Genomic DNA, 17,995 nt, shown 5'->3' with positions numbered 1-17,995 from the left:
TCCTCTCAATACGATTACTTTATTTGTTACTTCCGCTCTAGATTCTAGGGTGGAATTTAGCTTAGTGGTAATGTATAACACCAATAAAAAATAGAGTAGTTATGAATAATAAGAGTGAGTTAGAACGTACCCATGATGAAATATTGGGGTTTTCAGATAGATTACACCAGTCTGGTTGTGCTCCATATTCAGTATCTGAATATACAAAATTGTACGCTAAGAATCGTAATGTCGATATTTCAATCGACGTAACGCCAACTAAAGTCATCACTGTCTTCGAAAAACCCATTCAAAACGTAGTGATAGAAACCAAAAAACCACCTTCTGTTAACCTGCGCAATTTGGTCGCAACGTTAGAGGCATTCTCTACTAAAAAAAAGTTTAAGCCCGCAGAGAAATACTCAAACCGAATGCTGTGTATCGCCAATATAATGCTACCGCCTTGCTATTTGATGTTGGTAGGAACCACATATTTCGCTGTCGTAATTTCGGCGATTTTGGGCCTAATCGCTTGGCTTGCACAGGTTACGCTAAAGGGAGAGAAAGCACTGCTTATCGAGTTTTTAGTTGCGCTTATTGCCAGTTTCTTGGTCGGATTAATGGCGGCCCATTATCCTCAATTGCCTACCCTTGCGTTATGTATCTCATCCATTGTGCTTTTTATCCCCGGCCTTACTGTAACCAATGCCTTAGGGAGTTTGGCGTTAAACGATTTCCGATCAGGCATTGAATTGCTCGCACAAAGCACGCTTGTGGTCATTAAAGTATTCATCGGTATTGTACTGGGTTTAAGTCTGTCCAGTTTAATCACTCACAACACAGCGGTGGTAGAATTTGCCAACGAAATCCCTCTGCTCCTGCATGTATTGGCTCTTATCGGCATATCGGTTGCCATCGGTATTGTTTTTAACGCGAGCATGAAAGATATCATTATCGGTTTACCTGCCGCCGCAATTGGGATGTGGGGACCACACTGGTTTACTTCTGATTGGGTTGTAGGTACTTGGATTAGTACCATGCTGATCACTTTATATGGGTTAGCTGCGGGTAAAGTACGAGAGGTTCCTCCTTTGGTTTACATTATCCAAGGCATTATTATTTTGGTTCCAGGCAGTAGAATTATTGTCGGGGCAAGTGAATCATTTTTTGCCACCGCTATCTTGCCCATACCAAATATTGGTATGTCCGCGCTACTGATGTTTTGCGCCATTGTTGCCGGTCAGATTATGGTCTACTCATTTTTTAACCGGAACTTCAGCTCCATCGAGTAGTTGAGCGAGTCACTGAATAATATATTCACTCAAATAGCAGGTAACTCTTAATCCTTTCCACAAGCAATAGGGCTCCTGCTAAGTCAATCACATAAAGGTACTATCAACTTAACGGATCAGATCGTAGTTTGTTGGTTCAATTCCTTGCATTTGGAAACAAAAGCCCCTTCTCTTGGAAAATTAACTGGATGATTTGAATGGTGATAGCAAAGGGTAACGCATGGATGAAATCAGGTGGAGGGGTATAGATCTATACAGGCTAAAAATAGCCTGCATTAATTGATAGAACTCTCCTTTTTTCTGTGTTCACTCGCTTTTACCATCAAGAGAGGTCATCTCAAGTGAGTATCAATAATGAAAAAATTCTACTGATTTTCTTAATGACATTGCAATTTCAGTAAGTGTTTTAGCACTTTCATTATTTTCCTCTGATAGTTTAAATGTTATTTTTGCAGCATCATTAATATCAATAATACTTAGATTAACCTCGGAAGAAACATTCGTTTGTTCCTCTGCCGCCGTTGCGATTTGAGTATTCATCTCATCAATAAGTGTCACAGAAGTACGAATGGCAGCTAAAGCATTATTTGCATTATCAGATTTTTCTACAGTATCCTCCGCTTTCTGCATATTAATATTCATTAACTCTAATAGATTTTTTGTCTGAGCTTGTAATTTGTTAATCATGTCTTGAATTTCATTGGTACTATGTTGAGTACGATTTGCAAGACTACGAACTTCATCTGCAACAACAGCAAATCCTCGACCATGTTCACCAGCACGAGCGGCTTCAATCGCAGCATTTAATGCTAATAAATTTGTTTGCTCAGAAATACTATTGATCACCCCCAGAATACTACCAATACTCTGCGTCTCTACTTCAAGTTGACTATTCACTTGAACAACATTTTCGATTCCCTTAACAAGGTTGTTAATATCATCATTCATGGCATTAACAATTAAGATGCCCGTTTCTGAATGTTGAAATGCCTCTTGTGCTGCTGTCGATGCATTAAATGCGTTGGTAGTGACATCTTGTACAGTAATGGTCATTTCATTCATGGCAGTTGACGTTTGCTCTAGGTGATTCATCTGTGCCTCAGAGCTCTGGTTAAGATCACTTGCAGCAACCGATGTTTTATCTGCAGATTCAGTGAGATCACTTGCAGCTTGATTAATCCGCTCAAGGCTTGATTTTAGCGCTTCAACCATGACAAACACTGCTGCGTAAATCCCTGTTTCTTTACCCGTTTTGACACCAGAGATGGTTAAATCACCACTTGCTACGCGATGTACTAACTTCTCAATCTCGCTCGGCTCACCACCGATAGGTAAATACATCAATCTAATCACTAACCAATAGGTAATCACGAGTGCAATTAATATTAAAATAAGAGCAATTATTAATGATTGCATCAGGTTTGAGTTAACCGCTTTTTCAATACGTTCAATTTTTTCCCAAGACCAAACACTCCATCCAAACTCAGGAAGCATTGAGCTAGTGACAAAGTAACTTTCTCCTTCAAAATCATAGATATGACTAGAGTTGGTTTCATTTTTATAAGCATCATAAGAAGGTCTTATTTTATATAAATCTTGACCAATCTGTTCAGGATCATTAGATGCTAATAAGTAACCATCGCCTCGATTTACGAAAATATTACTCTTTTTCGCTACTTCAGTCACTTTGTCAGAAATTGCATTTACTGAGATATTCGCGTTTAAAATACCAACAATATTACCATTTCTCTTAATAGGAACTGACAGCGACATAACTAAGTCACCAACATTATTAAGATAAGGGATAGTGGCCGCATTTCGCTTATCCGACATCGCATTTTTATACCATTCTCGACCCAATTTTTTTGCGTTAAAGTTGGCGATTACACCATTGCTGTTATAAGTAACACCATCGGTTTGTCCAAGTGCAGCGCCAAACATATTTAAATTTTTCTCAACTTTAATGAGTTGTTTTTTTATTATTTCAATATCGCCAATTTCTCCAGCATCATTCATAGCAACTTCAGCGGCCATCAAACGTAATCCATCAAAATAACGAGACATTTTTTGTTCTACAACAGATGAAATAAGGTTTGCTTCTAGCGATAACGAGTCTCTTGTACTGTCACTTGAATATGTTTTGAAATTGTTATAATTGTTTATGGTTAAAAGACTAATACTTATCGCAACTAGTAAACCAAACAACGTAACAATCTTGCTTTTTACACTCATTCCTTATATACCTTATTTATTTTAAATTGATAAATTTAATTACATTATTCTGGTCATGTTAATTACCCAATGATTGAGGTATAGTAATCAGAGTTTCCGCGTTTACTTATATAGCAACTAGTCACTTAATATTAGACGCTATTTTTTATTACTTAACTCATGTCGGACACACCCGTATGTTTGCATGACCGTTGATATTAACGCCAGTAACAATGAGGATAAAAATATTCAATTAATTTCTGCAACATACAACTCTAACTAATTATTATAAAAATAAATTTATATGAATATTAATACTAAGGATGTCGTATGAGTATTAAAGTACTTGATTTCACTTATTTAGACATTTTCCATTCTAATATTATTGAAATGGAAAATAAAAATCGATAAATGAATCGCCTTTTATTGAACCGTACTACCTTGACTGATTGGAAGGTATCTACCAATAAACTCAATTGACCGACATAATTTTTCTTCAATTTCAGAGACACTCAATTTTTCTTCGATAGGTTTAAAACCAGCCGTTCCCGCCAATGTTCTTTCCAACCCATAAGGAGCCTCAATACTAAACATAATCGGTGTTGTGCGTTGATTCATTGCCGTAAGTAATTCACCATAGTCACAAATACCATCGCCTACTTCACAAAACTCATAGTGAGTTTCCGTACGTACCACATCTTTAATATGGATATGTTCACATGCGTCTAAACAAGCGATCGCATCTTGTACTATATTGTCGAGTGGTCGGTGCGATGCAAAGTTACCAGGATCGTAATTAACCCCCATAACACTTGAATCGATCGACCCGCAAAAACTTCCCAGATCTGATGAGCCATTGAACACATAAGGCAATTGGTCGCCAACATTTTCAATCAATATCCGTATGCCAAGCTTTTTGGATAACTGTAAACTTTCACCAACAAATTCGACAAACTCATTTAAGCTACAATCTCTTGGTGCATAAAGAATCAGAAATTTACAATCCAAGGTATGACAAATATTCAATCGCTTTTTAAGTAGCGTATTGCAATTATCACCAGTCAATGGGCAATGACAAGCCAATGACGAGCATGTCATACCACGTATATCTAGTTGGTTTTTTGCATATTGAGCAAATTCAACATTCACATCTTCTTCTTTTAACCCATAAATGGCACCTAGAATTAACGCCAGTTCAATCTGTTCTACTCCAAGGGATTGGATAGAATCTAATGCGACATCAATTTTATAACCCGAATAAGCAACCGTGCTGATTGAAAACGATGAAGTCATACTAACGCCTTGTTTTATTATAATTTTCAGCAATACCAATCAGCTGTAAAAAACTCTCTGGTTGCCAAGCAGAACGACCAATAAATAATCCATCCACATTAGTTTGAGCAAGCAAATCCTTCGCGTTACCTTGATGTACGCTTCCTCCGTATAACAGCGTCATAGATCGCGCTAATTCTGGTGAGTAACACTCAGCCAGTGCATTACGAATTTCAAGTAAGCCCGCTTCAGCTTCTTCTGGAGACGCCGGTATTCCAAATTCGCCAATCGCCCAAACCGGTTCGTAAGCTATCAGAACTTTTTTAACTTGTTCAATACTTAGGCCATAGAGTGCTATTTTTACCTGTCGAACGATTGCTTCTGCTGATACGCACCATTCTTTCTCTTGTGCAGTATCACCCACACAAACTAATGGCGTTAACCTCTCAGAGAGTGCAGCATGGACCTTTAAATTAACTGTTTGGTCAGTTTCTCCAAACATAGCTCGACGCTCAGAATGACCAATTTCTACCAATGAGGCGTTAAGATCATCTGCCATCCTTGCCGAAACTTCACCTGTATATGGACCCGCTTCATCCCAGCAAATGTTTTGCACTCCAACCAAAACACCAGAATCATTAAGCTGGTCGTACACAGTTTTAACGTAAGGAAAGGCTGGGATTACAAACATCTGTATCTCCATTTGAAAATCTGAGCCTACCAGCGCTTCCTTCATATGTTGACAAAATACATCAACGTCCCCTGATGTTTTATTCATTTTCCAACTAGAGCCGATCCAGAGAGGTTTCATGCAGGCACCCTACTTTGCGCATAGTCACTCATAAATTCCATAATATATGCCATTGACATAGCACCAGGATCAGGATGCCCCAATGAACGCTCGCCTAATGTTTTTGCTTTACCAGTGGTTGCAATCATAGATTTCGTTTCTTCAACGCCATTCTTAGCGCTTTCTGCAATCGAATGTAAAGCATCAACTAAGGGTGTATCACTCAGGGATTTTGCAGAATCCATTGCAGGTACTAATGCATCAATCATCGTTTTAGCACCAACCGCTGCACCGCCACGTTTATAGATACCTTGGAGCCCCGCATCTAAAAAAAGAGCGAGTACAGCAGTAGTTAATTCTTTTTCGCCTAAAATAGCTTTGCCACCTGTGCGAAATAAAGTCCCAAAAATTGCACCCGATGCCCCCCCCATTGTCGACATTAGCTTGGTACCGATTTTAAGCATGACATCACCTACATCCACAGCATCAAAGTCTTGCTCAATATATTCTGCTACAGCGCTAAAACCACGTTCAATACCTATACCATGGTCGCCATCTCCAATAGCTTGATCAAATTTCGTAAGTAATGGCTCTTTACCGACCATTCCTCTGGCAACCAAAAGCATCATTTGTTTTGTTTCGACAGTATTCATTATTTATTTCCTTAAGGCCAAAGCATGACAAGGCATGTCATAGAGTTCTTTTAGTTGATCATTGAGTTTTAACAGTGTTATCGAAAAACCAGACATTTCGAGCGAAGTACAATAACTGCCCAATAAAGTGTCATGTATTTCAATTCCTTGGTTACCTAATTGCTCAGCAATCGTTTTATTTGCAATAAGTAGTTCCATTTGAGTGGCAGAACCAAGGTTATTGACTAATACGCATACCGAGTCCCCCGCTTGCAAATCTTGCTCAACGCACAACATATTTAGCATCGTAATAACCACACTCTGAGAGTCGACTATCTTCGATTTACCAACACCAGGTTCTCCATGCAGGCCCATACCCACTTCAATTTCATCGTGTGGAATCTCAAAATTGAAAGAGTCATTTTGTGGAATCGCACACGGTCCAAGGGCAACACCAATTGAACTCGTATTTTTTAATGCCAATTCAGAAACTTCAACAATATGGTCAAAGTCCGAAGAACATTCCGCCACTGCCCCCGCTATTTTTAAAACAAATACACTACCTGCAATGCCCCGACGTTCAATTTTATTATCAGCTGAAGCCGAAATCACATCGTCATTAACACGAATCGTGTGAACCTTAATATCGTCGTCTTCCAATAATTCTGACGCAATATCAAAGTTCATATTATCTCCAGCATAATTCCCGTAGATAAATAAAACCCCTTGTTTAGGGTTCAATGCCGTCGTTGTATCAACGATAACGTCGGGAGTTGGTGCGGCAAATACATCGCCCACAACCACGGCATCAGCAAAGCCTTGACCAACATAACCGCCGTACATAGGTTCATGACCGGCGCCGCCGCCAGTAACAATCATTACTTTTTCAGCGGAAACATCTTTACGGATAGCTGCAGTTAAGTTACCAACTCGTTGTAAAATATCTTTGCCAGCATAGAGATATCCATCAAATTGCTCTCTGGCAACATCTGCTGCTTTGTTTATTAATTTTTTTGGTTTTCTCATCTCGAATTCTCCTTCATCACTTGCTTAGTACGTTGTTTTTAATAAGCTGTTTTCAATATCAATAATTCGTTGTACTTTTGGCAGTGATGAACTATCAATAGCGTCCGCTTCTAACCAGTGATCCAAAATCGTTTTAGCTAATTCAGATCCAATAACACGCTCTCCCATAGTAATAATTTGAGCACCATTACTTTTTCTTGCTCTAATTGCAGAAAATACATCATGGCAAAGCGCAGCTCTAATCCCAGGTACTTTATTCGCAACAATAGAAACACCAATGCCCGTGCCACAAACAATAATTCCACGAGATTGCTTACCTTCTGCAACAGCAGTAGCAACTCGAAATGCAACATCAGGGTATAAATCATCATCTTTGTTTTCTAAGTTACTGTAATCCACGCAAATAATACCTTTTGATTCCATGTGTACTTTTAAAACGTCTTTCAGTCCAACAGCCGCATCATCACAACCAATTGCAATTTCCATAATAATCATCCATTAACATGTATTGTTTTCTTTTTAAAAACTACGCTGATAACTAATACAAATCCAATGACTAAATACATACATTTGATCGCGATCACAATAAATACCTCAATAAATTTATTAATATATTTATGTATTTATTTAAACCATAGGCGCTTTAAAAAGATAAATTAACATTTAATTTTTAGCCTTTTAAAGTATGTTTTTTGACTATTAATATGCTTAATAAAAGCATTAAATCCGGGGTTGTTTCTGTGATAAAGATCCAAAAATAATCTTATTCATTCCCCTATAATCCATCTCGCTGACCAATATATTTTTTAATAAATATTTTAAAAAATTAACTAATTGATTAAATAATACTCTTGATATCGATCAGTAGAAAAGTTAACAACACTATTATTATGTTTTTAACTTTTAATAAGCATTTGTTTATAAATAAGAAATTTTATTTTTGATACGAAAAGTTAAAACGAACCGTTTAGAAAGTGAAACGTTTTCTGAGTGATTAATTAAAAACAAAATTTTTTGAATAAATTTTATTTTATAGAAAAAGGAGAAACTCCAATGCCTGAAGAAACTCAAGACCTTGCTTCTGTTGACGAGCTTTATAACATCGCAAATGAACTTAGGATTGACATTTTAGATATGGTCTACAAATCACAATCTGGCCACATTGGTGGTTCATATTCTGCAGCTGAAATTATGTCTACGTTGTACTTTTCTGAAATGAAAAATATTGACCCTGAGGATCCTCGTAAGGAAAATCGTGATCGATTTGTATTATCTAAAGGTCATGCTTGTCCAGTGTGGTATGCAAGTCTTGCAAAGCTAGGTTTTTTTAATAAAGAGGCTCTTAATCACTTACGTAAACTAAATAGCCCTTTGCAAGGTCATCCTGATATGAAGAGTACTCCAGGCCTTGATATGACAACAGGATCACTAGGTCATGGTTGCGCTTCAGCAACCGGAATGGCGCTAGAAGGCAAAATGACCAACGATGGTCGACGCGTATATTCTATTTTAGGAGATGGCGAATTAAACGAAGGTGTTGTTTGGGAAACATCTATGGTCGCCGCTAAGTATAAGCTTGATAACTTAGTATTTTTTATTGATAGAAATAACCTACAAATGGATGGTACGAGTGATCAAATCATGCCGTTATTTAGTGTTGAAGATAAATTTTCTTCGTTTGGCTGGCATGTATTAAGTATAGATGGACATGACATAGAGGCCATCCAAGGTGCACTAAAAACCGCACGAGAATACAAAGGAAAACCGACTTGTATTGTGGCAACAACCATAAAAGGTAAAGGCGTTAGCTTTATGGAAGATGAACGAAATTGGCATGGTAAAGCGCCAAATGATCAAGAATATCAAGCCGCCCGTGCAGAACTTACGGCTTAGCCATTTAACCTTAACAATACAGTGACAAATAATTATGACGAAATTAGTGAAATCTAACAAAGCAACACGCGTAGCCTTTGCCGAACGCATGGTTGAGTATGGAGAAATCAATCAGGAATTCGTGGTTTTTGAAGCCGATATCGGTTATTCAACTAACTCTTACCTATTTAATGACCAATACCCTCAACGTTACTTTCAAATGGGCATCGCAGAATTTGGCATGATGGCTTCCGCTGCAGGTATGGCTGCAAATGGTCGCCCAGCAGTTGTCGCAGGTTATGGAGTATTCCTAACAATGCGTGCACTAGAAAGCGTACGTAGCTTTATTTGTTATCCAAATTTGAACGTGAAATTAATGTCATCTCACAGTGGTGTAACAGCAGCAATTGATGGCGTAACTCATCAAGCATCTGAAGATATCGCATTAATGACTTCACTTCCCAATATGCATGTATTTGCACCCTGTGACTCAGCATCATCAAGGGCACTATTCGACGTAACAATGGCGACACAAGGTCCTGTTTATTGTCGTTTATTAAGAGATGCATATTTCGAACTATATGACCAGACAGCAGAGTTTGAATGTGGGGGTAGTCATACCCTCAAAACAGGTTCAGACCTAACAATTGTTTCTTACAGTGACATCCTTTTCCAAGCACTTGAAGCCGCAGATGAACTTGAAAAATTTGGCGTTAGTGTCGAAGTAATTGATGCATACAGTGTGAAACCACTTGATTGGGATAGCATTAAAAAATCGATCTCAAAAACCGGAAATCTGATCGTAGTGGAAGGGCATCAACAGCGTAACGGTATGGCTTATGAAATAGCAACACGTATGGCAAAAGATGGCGTACATGCGAAGTTTGACAACCTTGGCTTGAACGATACTTTTGCAGAATCAGGTGCATATCCAGAGTTAATTGAAAAATATGGAATATCTGCAAATCATATCGTTAAGTCTGCAAAAAAAATATTGATTTTAGAAAAGACTATAGAGGAAGTGATGGCTTAACCAGCTATCCGCTCAGGTCATTCATACAATGAATATAACCAATTTTTTTAAATAACGGCAATCAGTTTTGCCAATAAAAAACAAGGAACAGAAGATGTTTAAACACGCAGTGATCACGTCCTTTCTTGGTCAAACTAAAGATAGATTTTCTGAATATAACGAGCCACAGTCGTTAGAACAAAAATTTCAAAAGCTTGTTTTAATTGAAGGTATGACAGGGGCAGAACTAGTTTACCCTTACGAAGTAAATTATGAAAACCTTATTGAACTGAAGTTATTGCTAGCCAAATACGATATTACCGTAGCTGCCATCAACGTTAATGTGAAAGCTGAAGAAGATTTTAAATCTGGTGGACTTACGTCACCTGATGCAGCAGTTCGCGCTCGTGCAGTACAATTTATTAAAGAAGCGAAAGATTTTGCAGAAGAAGTTAATGCTGACAAAGTTCAATGTTGCCCTCTCAGTGATGGTTATGAGTTTTCTTTCCAAGCAAACTACTCCGACACATGGAAACGTTTAAAAGATACATTTGCTGAAGCTGGCGCTTACAAACCAAATATTCCTCTATTTATCGAATACAAACCAAATGAAGTACGCGGACGTTGTTACCTTGACAATGCATCTAAAACAACGTGCTTAATCAATAGCATCGGTAATGAAAATATCGGTGTAACACTCGATTATGGCCACTCTCTATATGGTGATAATAACCCTGCTGAAGAGCTTGCCCTACTTGAGTCTGAAGGAATCAAATACTACATCCATATCAATGACAATGATGGCAAATGGGATTGGGACTATTTTTGTGGCAGTCGTAGCTTAATGCAATACATTGAATTCATCTACTACCTGAAAAAATTCAATTATCAAGGTTGGCTCACTTCAGATACCTCTCCAACTCGTTGGGACATGGTGAAAATGTTTGAAACAAACGTACGAGTTACAAACAAAATTTCAGCAAGGATTGACCAAATTGGCATGGGCACGTTTGGTGAATCCTTACAGAAAAAAGAGTACATGGATATTTGGCAAGATTTAGAAACGTACTTTCTAAAGATCTAATAAAGCCATTTACTAAAATGAACAACCACTAGCAACCTGTTAATGTTTACAACTGTATAGTTATATATATTTTCAAGTTTAATAAAAAATAGAAAAGGACATCTCCATGAACAAGAAAAAACTACTCACAAGCATTTCTGTCGCAGCTTTGTCAATTTTGTCATGTGTCAGCTACGCCGATACCGATACGCGTTACCCGAGTCGTAATATTAGTGACATCGTGACATGGTCTGCCGGTGGTGGTACCGACGTCATTAACCGCGTTATTACGGCATCTATGTCTGGTTATTTAGGTACGAACATTAACGTTCTCAACAAACCAGGTGGTGTTTCAGGCTCAGTTGGTCTTCTTGAGGGTTACAAGAGTAAACCTGATGGTTACACCATCATTGGTCTATCGGAGTCTAACGTTACTGCAGCAGTAATGGGAGGATGGGAAAACAGAATGGACGTATTTGACTACTTTATCGTAGCAAGCTCACCTGACGTACTCTCTGTTTCTAAAAGATCTTCATATAAAAACTTAGCCGAGTTAGTGAAATACATTAAAGCAAATCCAGGCAAAGTACGTGTAGGTGCTGGTTCATCAGGTTCATTACACCACATTAACTACCTGGCATTTGCAAAAGGGATTCAAGGTGAGATGAACTTTATACCTTATCCTGGCTCATCTAAGTCACAAAATGCAGCATTAAGCGGTGAAGTAGATGTAGTCATTACATCTGTTGCTGAACAAAACCAGCTTATTCAATCAGGTGATTTTGTTGCACTTGGTACACTAACAAATGATAGCTTTCAAGTAGGCGATATATCTATCCCTTCTGCTATCAAAGCATACCCTGCATTAGGTGATTACTTACCAATTTCACAATCTATTGGTTTTGCTATAAAAAAAGAAACACCTAAAGATATTAAGAAAAAGATCGCTGGTGCATTTGTAAGTGCAATGGAAAGTGATGAAGTGAAAAAATACGCGGCAGAAAACTACTATACGTTAGTAGGCGACTTCGGTAAGAAGGCCAACGAACGAATGGCTCGTTTAGAATCACTTTTCTCATGGACACTTTGGGATCTTAAAGCTGCAAAAATCAGCCCTGCAACTCTTGGTATTCCAAAACCTTAGTCTACTTATGTAGTTAATGCCCGACACCTTGGCCACTGCTAGTCCTTTTTCCAAGGTGTCATTTTATACTACCTCTATTTCAACTCTTCAGTAGAGACAAGGACTTGATATGTCTGAAATAAATAAGCAAGAAAATGAACTTGTTGAAGAACTGCAAGAGAATGACAGTTCACAGCCAAACCAGAATGGATGGGATTTTGTCTTTTCTATTGTGGTTGTCATTTTCGCCGCCTTCATCATTGTTAATTCACTCACAATGCCATTCTCTGGGACTGTCGGTGGAGTAAAAACCACTTGGTATGAATCTCCTGGATTATTACCTTTGTTTATCGGATTTGCGTTACTAATGGCTGGTATTTCTATTTTTTTATCAAATAAAAAAGAAGGCGGTTATTCACTATTTTTAAAACAATTGAAATTTTTTAATCCTACTGCTTTCTTTATTTCTGGCGGTGGGTTGTTAAGTTATATCTATATTTTAATCACGTGGTATGACTTTTTCTTAGGCTCAATGGCCTTTTTGCTGTTCTACATCGCCCTGTACTACTTTGATAAGCCACCGTTAACAAAGATGCTATTAAAAGTTTATTACGGCTTTATGGCACTATCTGCAATTATTTTTTTAAGCGGTATGGATGCTGCAATTAATGCGTCATACGAGTTCAACACCGATATCATTATGCTTATTCTTTCGGTATGCCTTATTTACACTATGCATCGTTTTGCGAAACAGGAACCGTCCGAATATAGACCTAAAGTTCGCCGAGTCATTTTAATTGCAACGATATTTCCATTAATACTTTGCCCTATCTTTCGTTACTTTTTATTAGTCCCATTACCGAAAGAAGGCCTTGTCATAGAGCAAGTACTTAATACCACCTACTTTACCTATCTTGCTGATAATACTGCGACAAAAGAAGTTAATCTGTCGAATGAAAATCAACAATTATTGGATGATGCATTCTAATAAGGACGAATACAATGGACACTCTTTTAACCTTTGCTAACATGATTGGGAACATATTTTCATCACCAACCTTGGTCTTGGTATTATTGGGCAGTACTTTTTTGGGGATTATATTCGGAGCGATGCCTGGTCTGACCGCTACACTCGGGGTCGCGTTATTAACAACGTTAACTTATGGACTTGATCCCCAAGTGGCGTTGCTGGCTCTTCTTTCTATTTATGTGGGTGGAGTATATGGCGGTATGTATACGTCAATTCTATTGAACATACCAGGTACAGCGGCTTCAGCAGCCACTGCGATGGATGGATACCCGATGGCGCAAAAAGGCCAAGCAGGACGCGCATTTGGATTGGCAACGACATCATCACTTATCGGCTCATTTATTGGTATGATTTTTGTTGCATTACTTTCTCCTTGGATTGCACAAGCAGCATTACAATTTACTTCATATGAATATTTCTTATTAGCACTCTTTGGTATTTTGATAAGTGGTAGCTTAACGTCGCCAGACTTGGCTATTAAAGGTTGGATCGCTGGGCTATTCGGTATTTGGCTTTCAACTATTGGTCAAGACCAAATGCAAATGTATCCACGCTTTACCTTTGGTTTACACGAACTAGACAACGGTATTGATGTCGTTCCAGTATTAATCGGTGCATTTGGTTTGCCACAAATCATGTCGGTACTAGAGTCCAAATTAAAAATGGGCAACATGAAAGAATTTGGCCGGTTATTGCCTGACCTTTCTACCATGGTAAAAAATACTCGTAATATTGTTACTTCAGCACTTACAGGCGTTGGCATAGGTGCCGTTCCTGGTATTGGTGAAGATATTGCATCATGGGTTGCTTACGGCGTATCTAAGAAAGCGAGTAAAGTACCTGAAACTTTTGGTAAAGGCGCTCCCGAAGGCGTTATATCAACTTGTACCGCCAACCAAGCATGTGTGGGTGGTGCAATGATTCCTTTGTTAAGTCTTGGTATTCCGGGCTCTCCACCAGCCGTTATGCTACTTGGTGCATTAATGTTACATAATATCGCACCTGGACCAATGTTGCTTAAAACAAACCCAGACTTTATTCCAGAAGTCACTGCGATTCTATTTGCAGCGGCAATTGCAATGTGGGTTTGTGGGATGATCTTGTCAAAGCAAGTCGTTCATATTCTTAAGATCCCACAAACATTATTTATGCCGCTTATCGCTGTATTGTGTGTAATTGGTTCGTTTGCACTGGGTATGCGAGTATTTAATTTATACCTAATGGGTATCATCGGCATTCTTTCTTACTTCTTTATGAAACTCAGAGTCCCAATTGCACCGTTAGTTATTGGGGTAATCTTAGGTCCTATGGCTGACACTGCATTGCGTACTGGTTTAAAAACTACTGGTGGGAGCTTATGGCCAATGGTTGAACGCCCAATATCATTAGTTTTGGTCATCATCATTGCTCTTATTATCTTTAGCCAAGTTCCGGCATTTAACCGAGTAATTAGAAATATATTTACATCGATTAAAACCCGACTCTCACCTTCAACTTAAGGAACATTTATGAAAAATATTGTCTGCCTTGATGGCTACACACTCAATCCTGGTGATATCGTCTGGGATGAGGTTGCGGAACAGGGTAATTTCACTTGCTACGATCGCTCCACAAATGGACGTGCAGAAGTGATCAATCGAGCAAAAGATGCACATGTTCTACTCACGAATAAAACACCGATCTCTCGTGAAGTGATCGACGCATGTGCGTCTTTAGAGTGTATCGTGGTACTCGCTACGGGTTACAATGTCATTGACATAGAATATGCTCGCAGTAAAAGTATTACCGTCATGAACGTGCCGATTTATGGTACCGACACTGTAGCAGAAATGACATTCGCGATGATTTTTAGCCTGGCTCGTGCTATTGAAAAAAATAGTATTGATGTGCGTGAAAACCTAGGTTGGTGCAATAACCAGGACTGGACTTATTGGCTTTCACCACAAATTGAACTGGCTGGAAAAACTATTGGTATTGTAGGGTTTGGCCATATTGGTCAACGTGTAGGTGAAATTGCAAATGCTTTCAATATGAATGTAATTGCTTATGACAAAATAACAAGTAACAGACCAAGTTATTCACATGAATTTGTTGAACTCGATAATTTACTTGCACGTTCAGATTTTGTTTCACTGCATTGTCCTGTCTTTCCTGATACCGAGAATATGATTAATGAAGACCGCCTTACAAAAATGAAGCAAAGTGCTTTTTTAATTAATACATCACGTGGTCAGTTAGTTGTAGAGCAAGATTTAGCAAATGCACTCAATGACGGAGTCATATCAGGAGCCGGATTAGATACATTACACCAAGAACCTCCCACAACTGACAATCCTTTGTTAACAGCAAATAACTGTGTTATCACCCCGCATGTTGCTTGGGCTACTTTAGATGCACGTGTTCGTATCATGCACACCGTCGCAAGAAACATTAGTTGTCATCTTGATGGTAATCCACAAAACGTTGTGAACTAAGTAAAGCAAACCGGCTCGGCACTTTATTGTTGAGTCAGTTTACAGTTTAATAAGGGTCATTTTCATGCAAATCAATTCCTCCAAACACGGAGTATTCTTTAACCAAGATGTCTCTCTATTTACTCTCGAAAATGATAATGGTATGCAAGTGAGCATTAGCCAACTAGGAGGAATCATAACCTCGTTATACGTACCAGACGTAAAAGGTGAGGCAATAGATGTTGTTGCTGGATTTGATAACTTCAAGAATTATATTGATAACCCACATTATATCGGTGCATTAATTGGCCGTGTTGCCAACCGTATTGAAGGCGCCAGTTATACTATTAATGATACAGTCCAACACGTATTTGGGAATGCTTATGATGGGCGGCATTGTGTACACGGAGGTTACCTTGGTTATAATCGCCGAGTCTGGTCAGTACTCTCTACCGATATAACAAAAGAGACTGTTAGCCTCAATTTACAATTAATCGATAGTGATGGCGAACAAGGCTTTAAAGGTAATGTTCTCGTTGATGTACGCTATTGTTTAAATAATGATAATCAACTTACTCTAACATTCTCTGCGGTACCAGACACGGCAACACCTTTAAGTTTTACTGGGCACAGTTATTTCAACTTATTTGGTTACAAAAATGAAACCATTGCAGATCATCATGTTCAAGTTTTTTCATCACACATTCTTGAGCAAAAAGAAGATCGTATCCCTAGTGGGAAGATTGTCGATATCAGTATGACAGAATATGACTTTTCAACCCCTACCTCTCTCACTAAAAGTATTGAGCAGCTACAGTCAGAAATAAATCACTCTTATGTGTTTAACAATCCAAATAGAGAGCTGATAAAAATGGCACAAGTTCAAGCTAATAACCGCATGCTAACCATTTATTCCAATGAAAAAATTTTACATTTCTACAATGGTCATAACCTTGATGGTGTAAAAGGTAAAAACGGGTTAAATTACGCGCGCTATGCAGGTTTATGTCTAGAACCAAAAGGTTATGTTAATAGTATTAATACACCTCAATTTCCATCAAGTATATTTCAAGCAGAACAAACTTATAATCACACTATTAAGTATGACTTTGGCTATCACGCCAATGATACTTATTAGACAATAAATAATAATATCCCCCGTTGCTGAAATACACCTCTCTGATGTTGATACAACTAGAAATTTTCACCCACATTAGAGATAAACAATAGTAAAAGAATTAACATTATGAACAGAATTGATAGGTAGGCATATCGACTAAAAAATAGTAGTCTATTTTGAAATAGACTACTTTGTTACTTCTATACAAGCCTGCTATTCATTAATTTTCCAGGAAGTTATAATTCTCTAAAAAACCAACGAACTGTTTCGAAACTTCTTTCCAGTGATTCAAATGCATAGTTCTGGCAATAATAATGTCACCCGCCTCAATAGCATCAATAATTAAATTATGCTCAGAAATTGAGTCCCACGGTTTAGGGCGCACCTTTAATACAATATCTTTGGCTCTTTTGCCTTGCTCTGTATATTTAAGTGCAGTATCAATGAGACGTGAATTTTCTGTATAATGAAACATGGTCTCATGGAATTTTCGATCGTATTCAGCCCACAAATCAATGTCATCATCATGGAGTGCCGATTCCATATCTAGGGTGAAGTTCCTTAGGACAGCAATCTGCTCTTCAGATAATTTGCGAGAAATACATAAATCTATCGCAGTAACCTCTAAGTATCCAAGTATCTCATATAGCTCTAAAATATCTTTTTTAGATAATGGACTAATTCTTAATCCATGTCGTGGGTACAATTCGATTAAACCATCAACTTGTAATTTAAGTAGAGCCTCTCGAACAGGAGTTCTACTATAGCCACAAATATCAACTACTTCATCAACCAATAGACGTTGATTTACATGAAACTGATTATTTAAAATCATACCTTTCAGTTTTACATATGCTTTGTCAGATAACTTCATAAATGTATAAACCTAGTCTTCTAAAATTTATTTAACACAAACGTCCACCTGTGTATTTTTTAAAAAATATATTATTTCCAAGCTAAGTATAAATTATAACCTCATATAATCATATGATTTTTTCTCGTAAACACCTCTTAAAATAGACTCTAACCCAATTGAACTGGATACTTTAATGGCTATGTCTCCTAAATCAGGGAACCAAGGTAGGCCTCATTTTGGTACTGTGTATGAGCTACTTTTGAA

General features: G+C 38.0%; 16 protein-coding genes. 9 read left to right on the top strand and 7 right to left on the bottom strand.

Annotated elements, in window-relative coordinates; genetic code table 11:
* Positions 1 to 101: 101 nt before the first annotated feature.
* The gene (locus L3V77_RS22820) at positions 102 to 1,271 is read left to right on the top strand and encodes a threonine/serine exporter family protein (protein ID WP_275137111.1); all 1,170 of its coding nucleotides are present in this window, start codon (positions 102 to 104) and stop codon (positions 1,269 to 1,271) included.
* A 348-nt stretch (positions 1,272 to 1,619) separates the two neighbouring features.
* On the opposite strand, the gene L3V77_RS22815 is transcribed toward L3V77_RS22820, so the two are convergent.
* The 6 genes from L3V77_RS22815 to L3V77_RS22790 all read right to left on the bottom strand — a co-directional run bounded on the left by L3V77_RS22815 (position 1,620) and on the right by L3V77_RS22790 (position 7,688).
* Positions 1,620 to 3,503: a methyl-accepting chemotaxis protein gene (locus tag L3V77_RS22815; RefSeq protein ID WP_275137110.1), complete on the bottom strand. Its 1,884-nt coding sequence runs from the start codon at positions 3,501 to 3,503 to the stop codon at positions 1,620 to 1,622.
* Positions 3,504 to 3,905: 402 nt separating this feature from the next.
* Positions 3,906 to 4,775, bottom strand: a complete 870-nt coding sequence (locus tag L3V77_RS22810; RefSeq protein WP_275137109.1) for a TIM barrel protein — start codon at positions 4,773 to 4,775, stop codon at positions 3,906 to 3,908.
* Position 4,776: 1 nt separating this feature from the next.
* A complete protein-coding gene (locus L3V77_RS22805) occupies positions 4,777 to 5,565 on the bottom strand; it encodes a triose-phosphate isomerase (protein ID WP_275137108.1) in 789 nt (262 codons plus the stop codon).
* Positions 5,562 to 6,197, bottom strand: a complete 636-nt coding sequence (gene dhaL, locus L3V77_RS22800) for a dihydroxyacetone kinase subunit DhaL (protein ID WP_275137107.1) — start codon at positions 6,195 to 6,197, stop codon at positions 5,562 to 5,564. Before dhaL ends, L3V77_RS22805 begins: the two co-directional genes overlap by 4 nt.
* Positions 6,198 to 6,200: 3 nt before the next feature.
* Positions 6,201 to 7,202, bottom strand: coding sequence for a dihydroxyacetone kinase subunit DhaK (locus tag L3V77_RS22795; protein WP_275137106.1), 1,002 nt, complete (start codon positions 7,200 to 7,202; stop codon positions 6,201 to 6,203).
* A 24-nt stretch (positions 7,203 to 7,226) separates the two neighbouring features.
* Positions 7,227 to 7,688: an RpiB/LacA/LacB family sugar-phosphate isomerase gene (locus tag L3V77_RS22790; protein ID WP_275137105.1), complete on the bottom strand. Its 462-nt coding sequence runs from the start codon at positions 7,686 to 7,688 to the stop codon at positions 7,227 to 7,229.
* A gap of 567 nt (positions 7,689 to 8,255) precedes the next feature.
* Between L3V77_RS22790 and L3V77_RS22785 the strand changes: the two genes are divergently transcribed.
* The 8 genes from L3V77_RS22785 to L3V77_RS22750 all read left to right on the top strand — a co-directional run bounded on the left by L3V77_RS22785 (position 8,256) and on the right by L3V77_RS22750 (position 16,893).
* Positions 8,256 to 9,095 (top strand): transketolase, encoded by an 840-nt coding sequence (locus L3V77_RS22785; protein WP_275137104.1) that lies wholly within the window; start codon positions 8,256 to 8,258, stop codon positions 9,093 to 9,095.
* Positions 9,096 to 9,129: 34 nt separating this feature from the next.
* Positions 9,130 to 10,107: a transketolase C-terminal domain-containing protein gene (locus tag L3V77_RS22780; protein ID WP_275137103.1), complete on the top strand. Its 978-nt coding sequence runs from the start codon at positions 9,130 to 9,132 to the stop codon at positions 10,105 to 10,107.
* 94 nt (positions 10,108 to 10,201) lie between these two features.
* Positions 10,202 to 11,170: a sugar phosphate isomerase/epimerase family protein gene (locus L3V77_RS22775; protein ID WP_275137102.1), complete on the top strand. Its 969-nt coding sequence runs from the start codon at positions 10,202 to 10,204 to the stop codon at positions 11,168 to 11,170.
* Between the two features lie 106 nt (positions 11,171 to 11,276).
* Positions 11,277 to 12,293: a tripartite tricarboxylate transporter substrate binding protein gene (locus L3V77_RS22770; protein WP_275137101.1), complete on the top strand. Its 1,017-nt coding sequence runs from the start codon at positions 11,277 to 11,279 to the stop codon at positions 12,291 to 12,293.
* Positions 12,294 to 12,402: 109 nt separating this feature from the next.
* Positions 12,403 to 13,260 (top strand): hypothetical protein, encoded by an 858-nt coding sequence (locus L3V77_RS22765; protein WP_275137100.1) that lies wholly within the window; start codon positions 12,403 to 12,405, stop codon positions 13,258 to 13,260.
* Positions 13,261 to 13,274: 14 nt separating this feature from the next.
* Positions 13,275 to 14,801: a tripartite tricarboxylate transporter permease gene (locus L3V77_RS22760; protein ID WP_275137099.1), complete on the top strand. Its 1,527-nt coding sequence runs from the start codon at positions 13,275 to 13,277 to the stop codon at positions 14,799 to 14,801.
* Between the two features lie 9 nt (positions 14,802 to 14,810).
* Positions 14,811 to 15,776: a D-2-hydroxyacid dehydrogenase gene (locus L3V77_RS22755; RefSeq protein WP_275137098.1), complete on the top strand. Its 966-nt coding sequence runs from the start codon at positions 14,811 to 14,813 to the stop codon at positions 15,774 to 15,776.
* Positions 15,777 to 15,840: 64 nt separating this feature from the next.
* Positions 15,841 to 16,893 (top strand): aldose epimerase family protein, encoded by a 1,053-nt coding sequence (locus L3V77_RS22750; RefSeq protein ID WP_275137097.1) that lies wholly within the window; start codon positions 15,841 to 15,843, stop codon positions 16,891 to 16,893.
* 202 nt (positions 16,894 to 17,095) lie between these two features.
* On the opposite strand, the gene L3V77_RS22745 is transcribed toward L3V77_RS22750, so the two are convergent.
* Positions 17,096 to 17,749, bottom strand: a complete 654-nt coding sequence (locus tag L3V77_RS22745) for a GntR family transcriptional regulator (protein ID WP_275137096.1) — start codon at positions 17,747 to 17,749, stop codon at positions 17,096 to 17,098.
* Positions 17,750 to 17,995: the final 246 nt, after the last annotated feature.

The organism is Vibrio sp. DW001, from assembly GCF_029016285.1.
Classification (GTDB): Bacteria; Pseudomonadota; Gammaproteobacteria; order Enterobacterales; family Vibrionaceae; genus Vibrio.
This window is presented reverse-complemented; position numbering and strand designations above follow the sequence as displayed.

Excerpts from the sequence above, each read along its gene's own strand:
- L3V77_RS22820 (WP_275137111.1), top strand. The coding sequence starts at position 102 with ATGAATAATAAGAGTGAGTTAGAACGTACCCATGATGAAATATTGGGG.
- L3V77_RS22815 (WP_275137110.1), bottom strand. The coding sequence starts at position 3,503 with ATGAGTGTAAAAAGCAAGATTGTTACGTTGTTTGGTTTACTAGTTGCG.
- L3V77_RS22810 (WP_275137109.1), bottom strand. The coding sequence starts at position 4,775 with ATGACTTCATCGTTTTCAATCAGCACGGTTGCTTATTCGGGTTATAAA.
- L3V77_RS22805 (WP_275137108.1), bottom strand. The coding sequence starts at position 5,565 with ATGAAACCTCTCTGGATCGGCTCTAGTTGGAAAATGAATAAAACATCA.
- dhaL (WP_275137107.1), bottom strand. The coding sequence starts at position 6,197 with ATGAATACTGTCGAAACAAAACAAATGATGCTTTTGGTTGCCAGAGGA.
- L3V77_RS22795 (WP_275137106.1), bottom strand. The coding sequence starts at position 7,202 with ATGAGAAAACCAAAAAAATTAATAAACAAAGCAGCAGATGTTGCCAGA.
- L3V77_RS22790 (WP_275137105.1), bottom strand. The coding sequence starts at position 7,688 with ATGGAAATTGCAATTGGTTGTGATGATGCGGCTGTTGGACTGAAAGAC.
- L3V77_RS22785 (WP_275137104.1), top strand. The coding sequence starts at position 8,256 with ATGCCTGAAGAAACTCAAGACCTTGCTTCTGTTGACGAGCTTTATAAC.
- L3V77_RS22780 (WP_275137103.1), top strand. The coding sequence starts at position 9,130 with ATGACGAAATTAGTGAAATCTAACAAAGCAACACGCGTAGCCTTTGCC.
- L3V77_RS22775 (WP_275137102.1), top strand. The coding sequence starts at position 10,202 with ATGTTTAAACACGCAGTGATCACGTCCTTTCTTGGTCAAACTAAAGAT.
- L3V77_RS22770 (WP_275137101.1), top strand. The coding sequence starts at position 11,277 with ATGAACAAGAAAAAACTACTCACAAGCATTTCTGTCGCAGCTTTGTCA.
- L3V77_RS22765 (WP_275137100.1), top strand. The coding sequence starts at position 12,403 with ATGTCTGAAATAAATAAGCAAGAAAATGAACTTGTTGAAGAACTGCAA.
- L3V77_RS22760 (WP_275137099.1), top strand. The coding sequence starts at position 13,275 with ATGGACACTCTTTTAACCTTTGCTAACATGATTGGGAACATATTTTCA.
- L3V77_RS22755 (WP_275137098.1), top strand. The coding sequence starts at position 14,811 with ATGAAAAATATTGTCTGCCTTGATGGCTACACACTCAATCCTGGTGAT.
- L3V77_RS22750 (WP_275137097.1), top strand. The coding sequence starts at position 15,841 with ATGCAAATCAATTCCTCCAAACACGGAGTATTCTTTAACCAAGATGTC.
- L3V77_RS22745 (WP_275137096.1), bottom strand. The coding sequence starts at position 17,749 with ATGAAGTTATCTGACAAAGCATATGTAAAACTGAAAGGTATGATTTTA.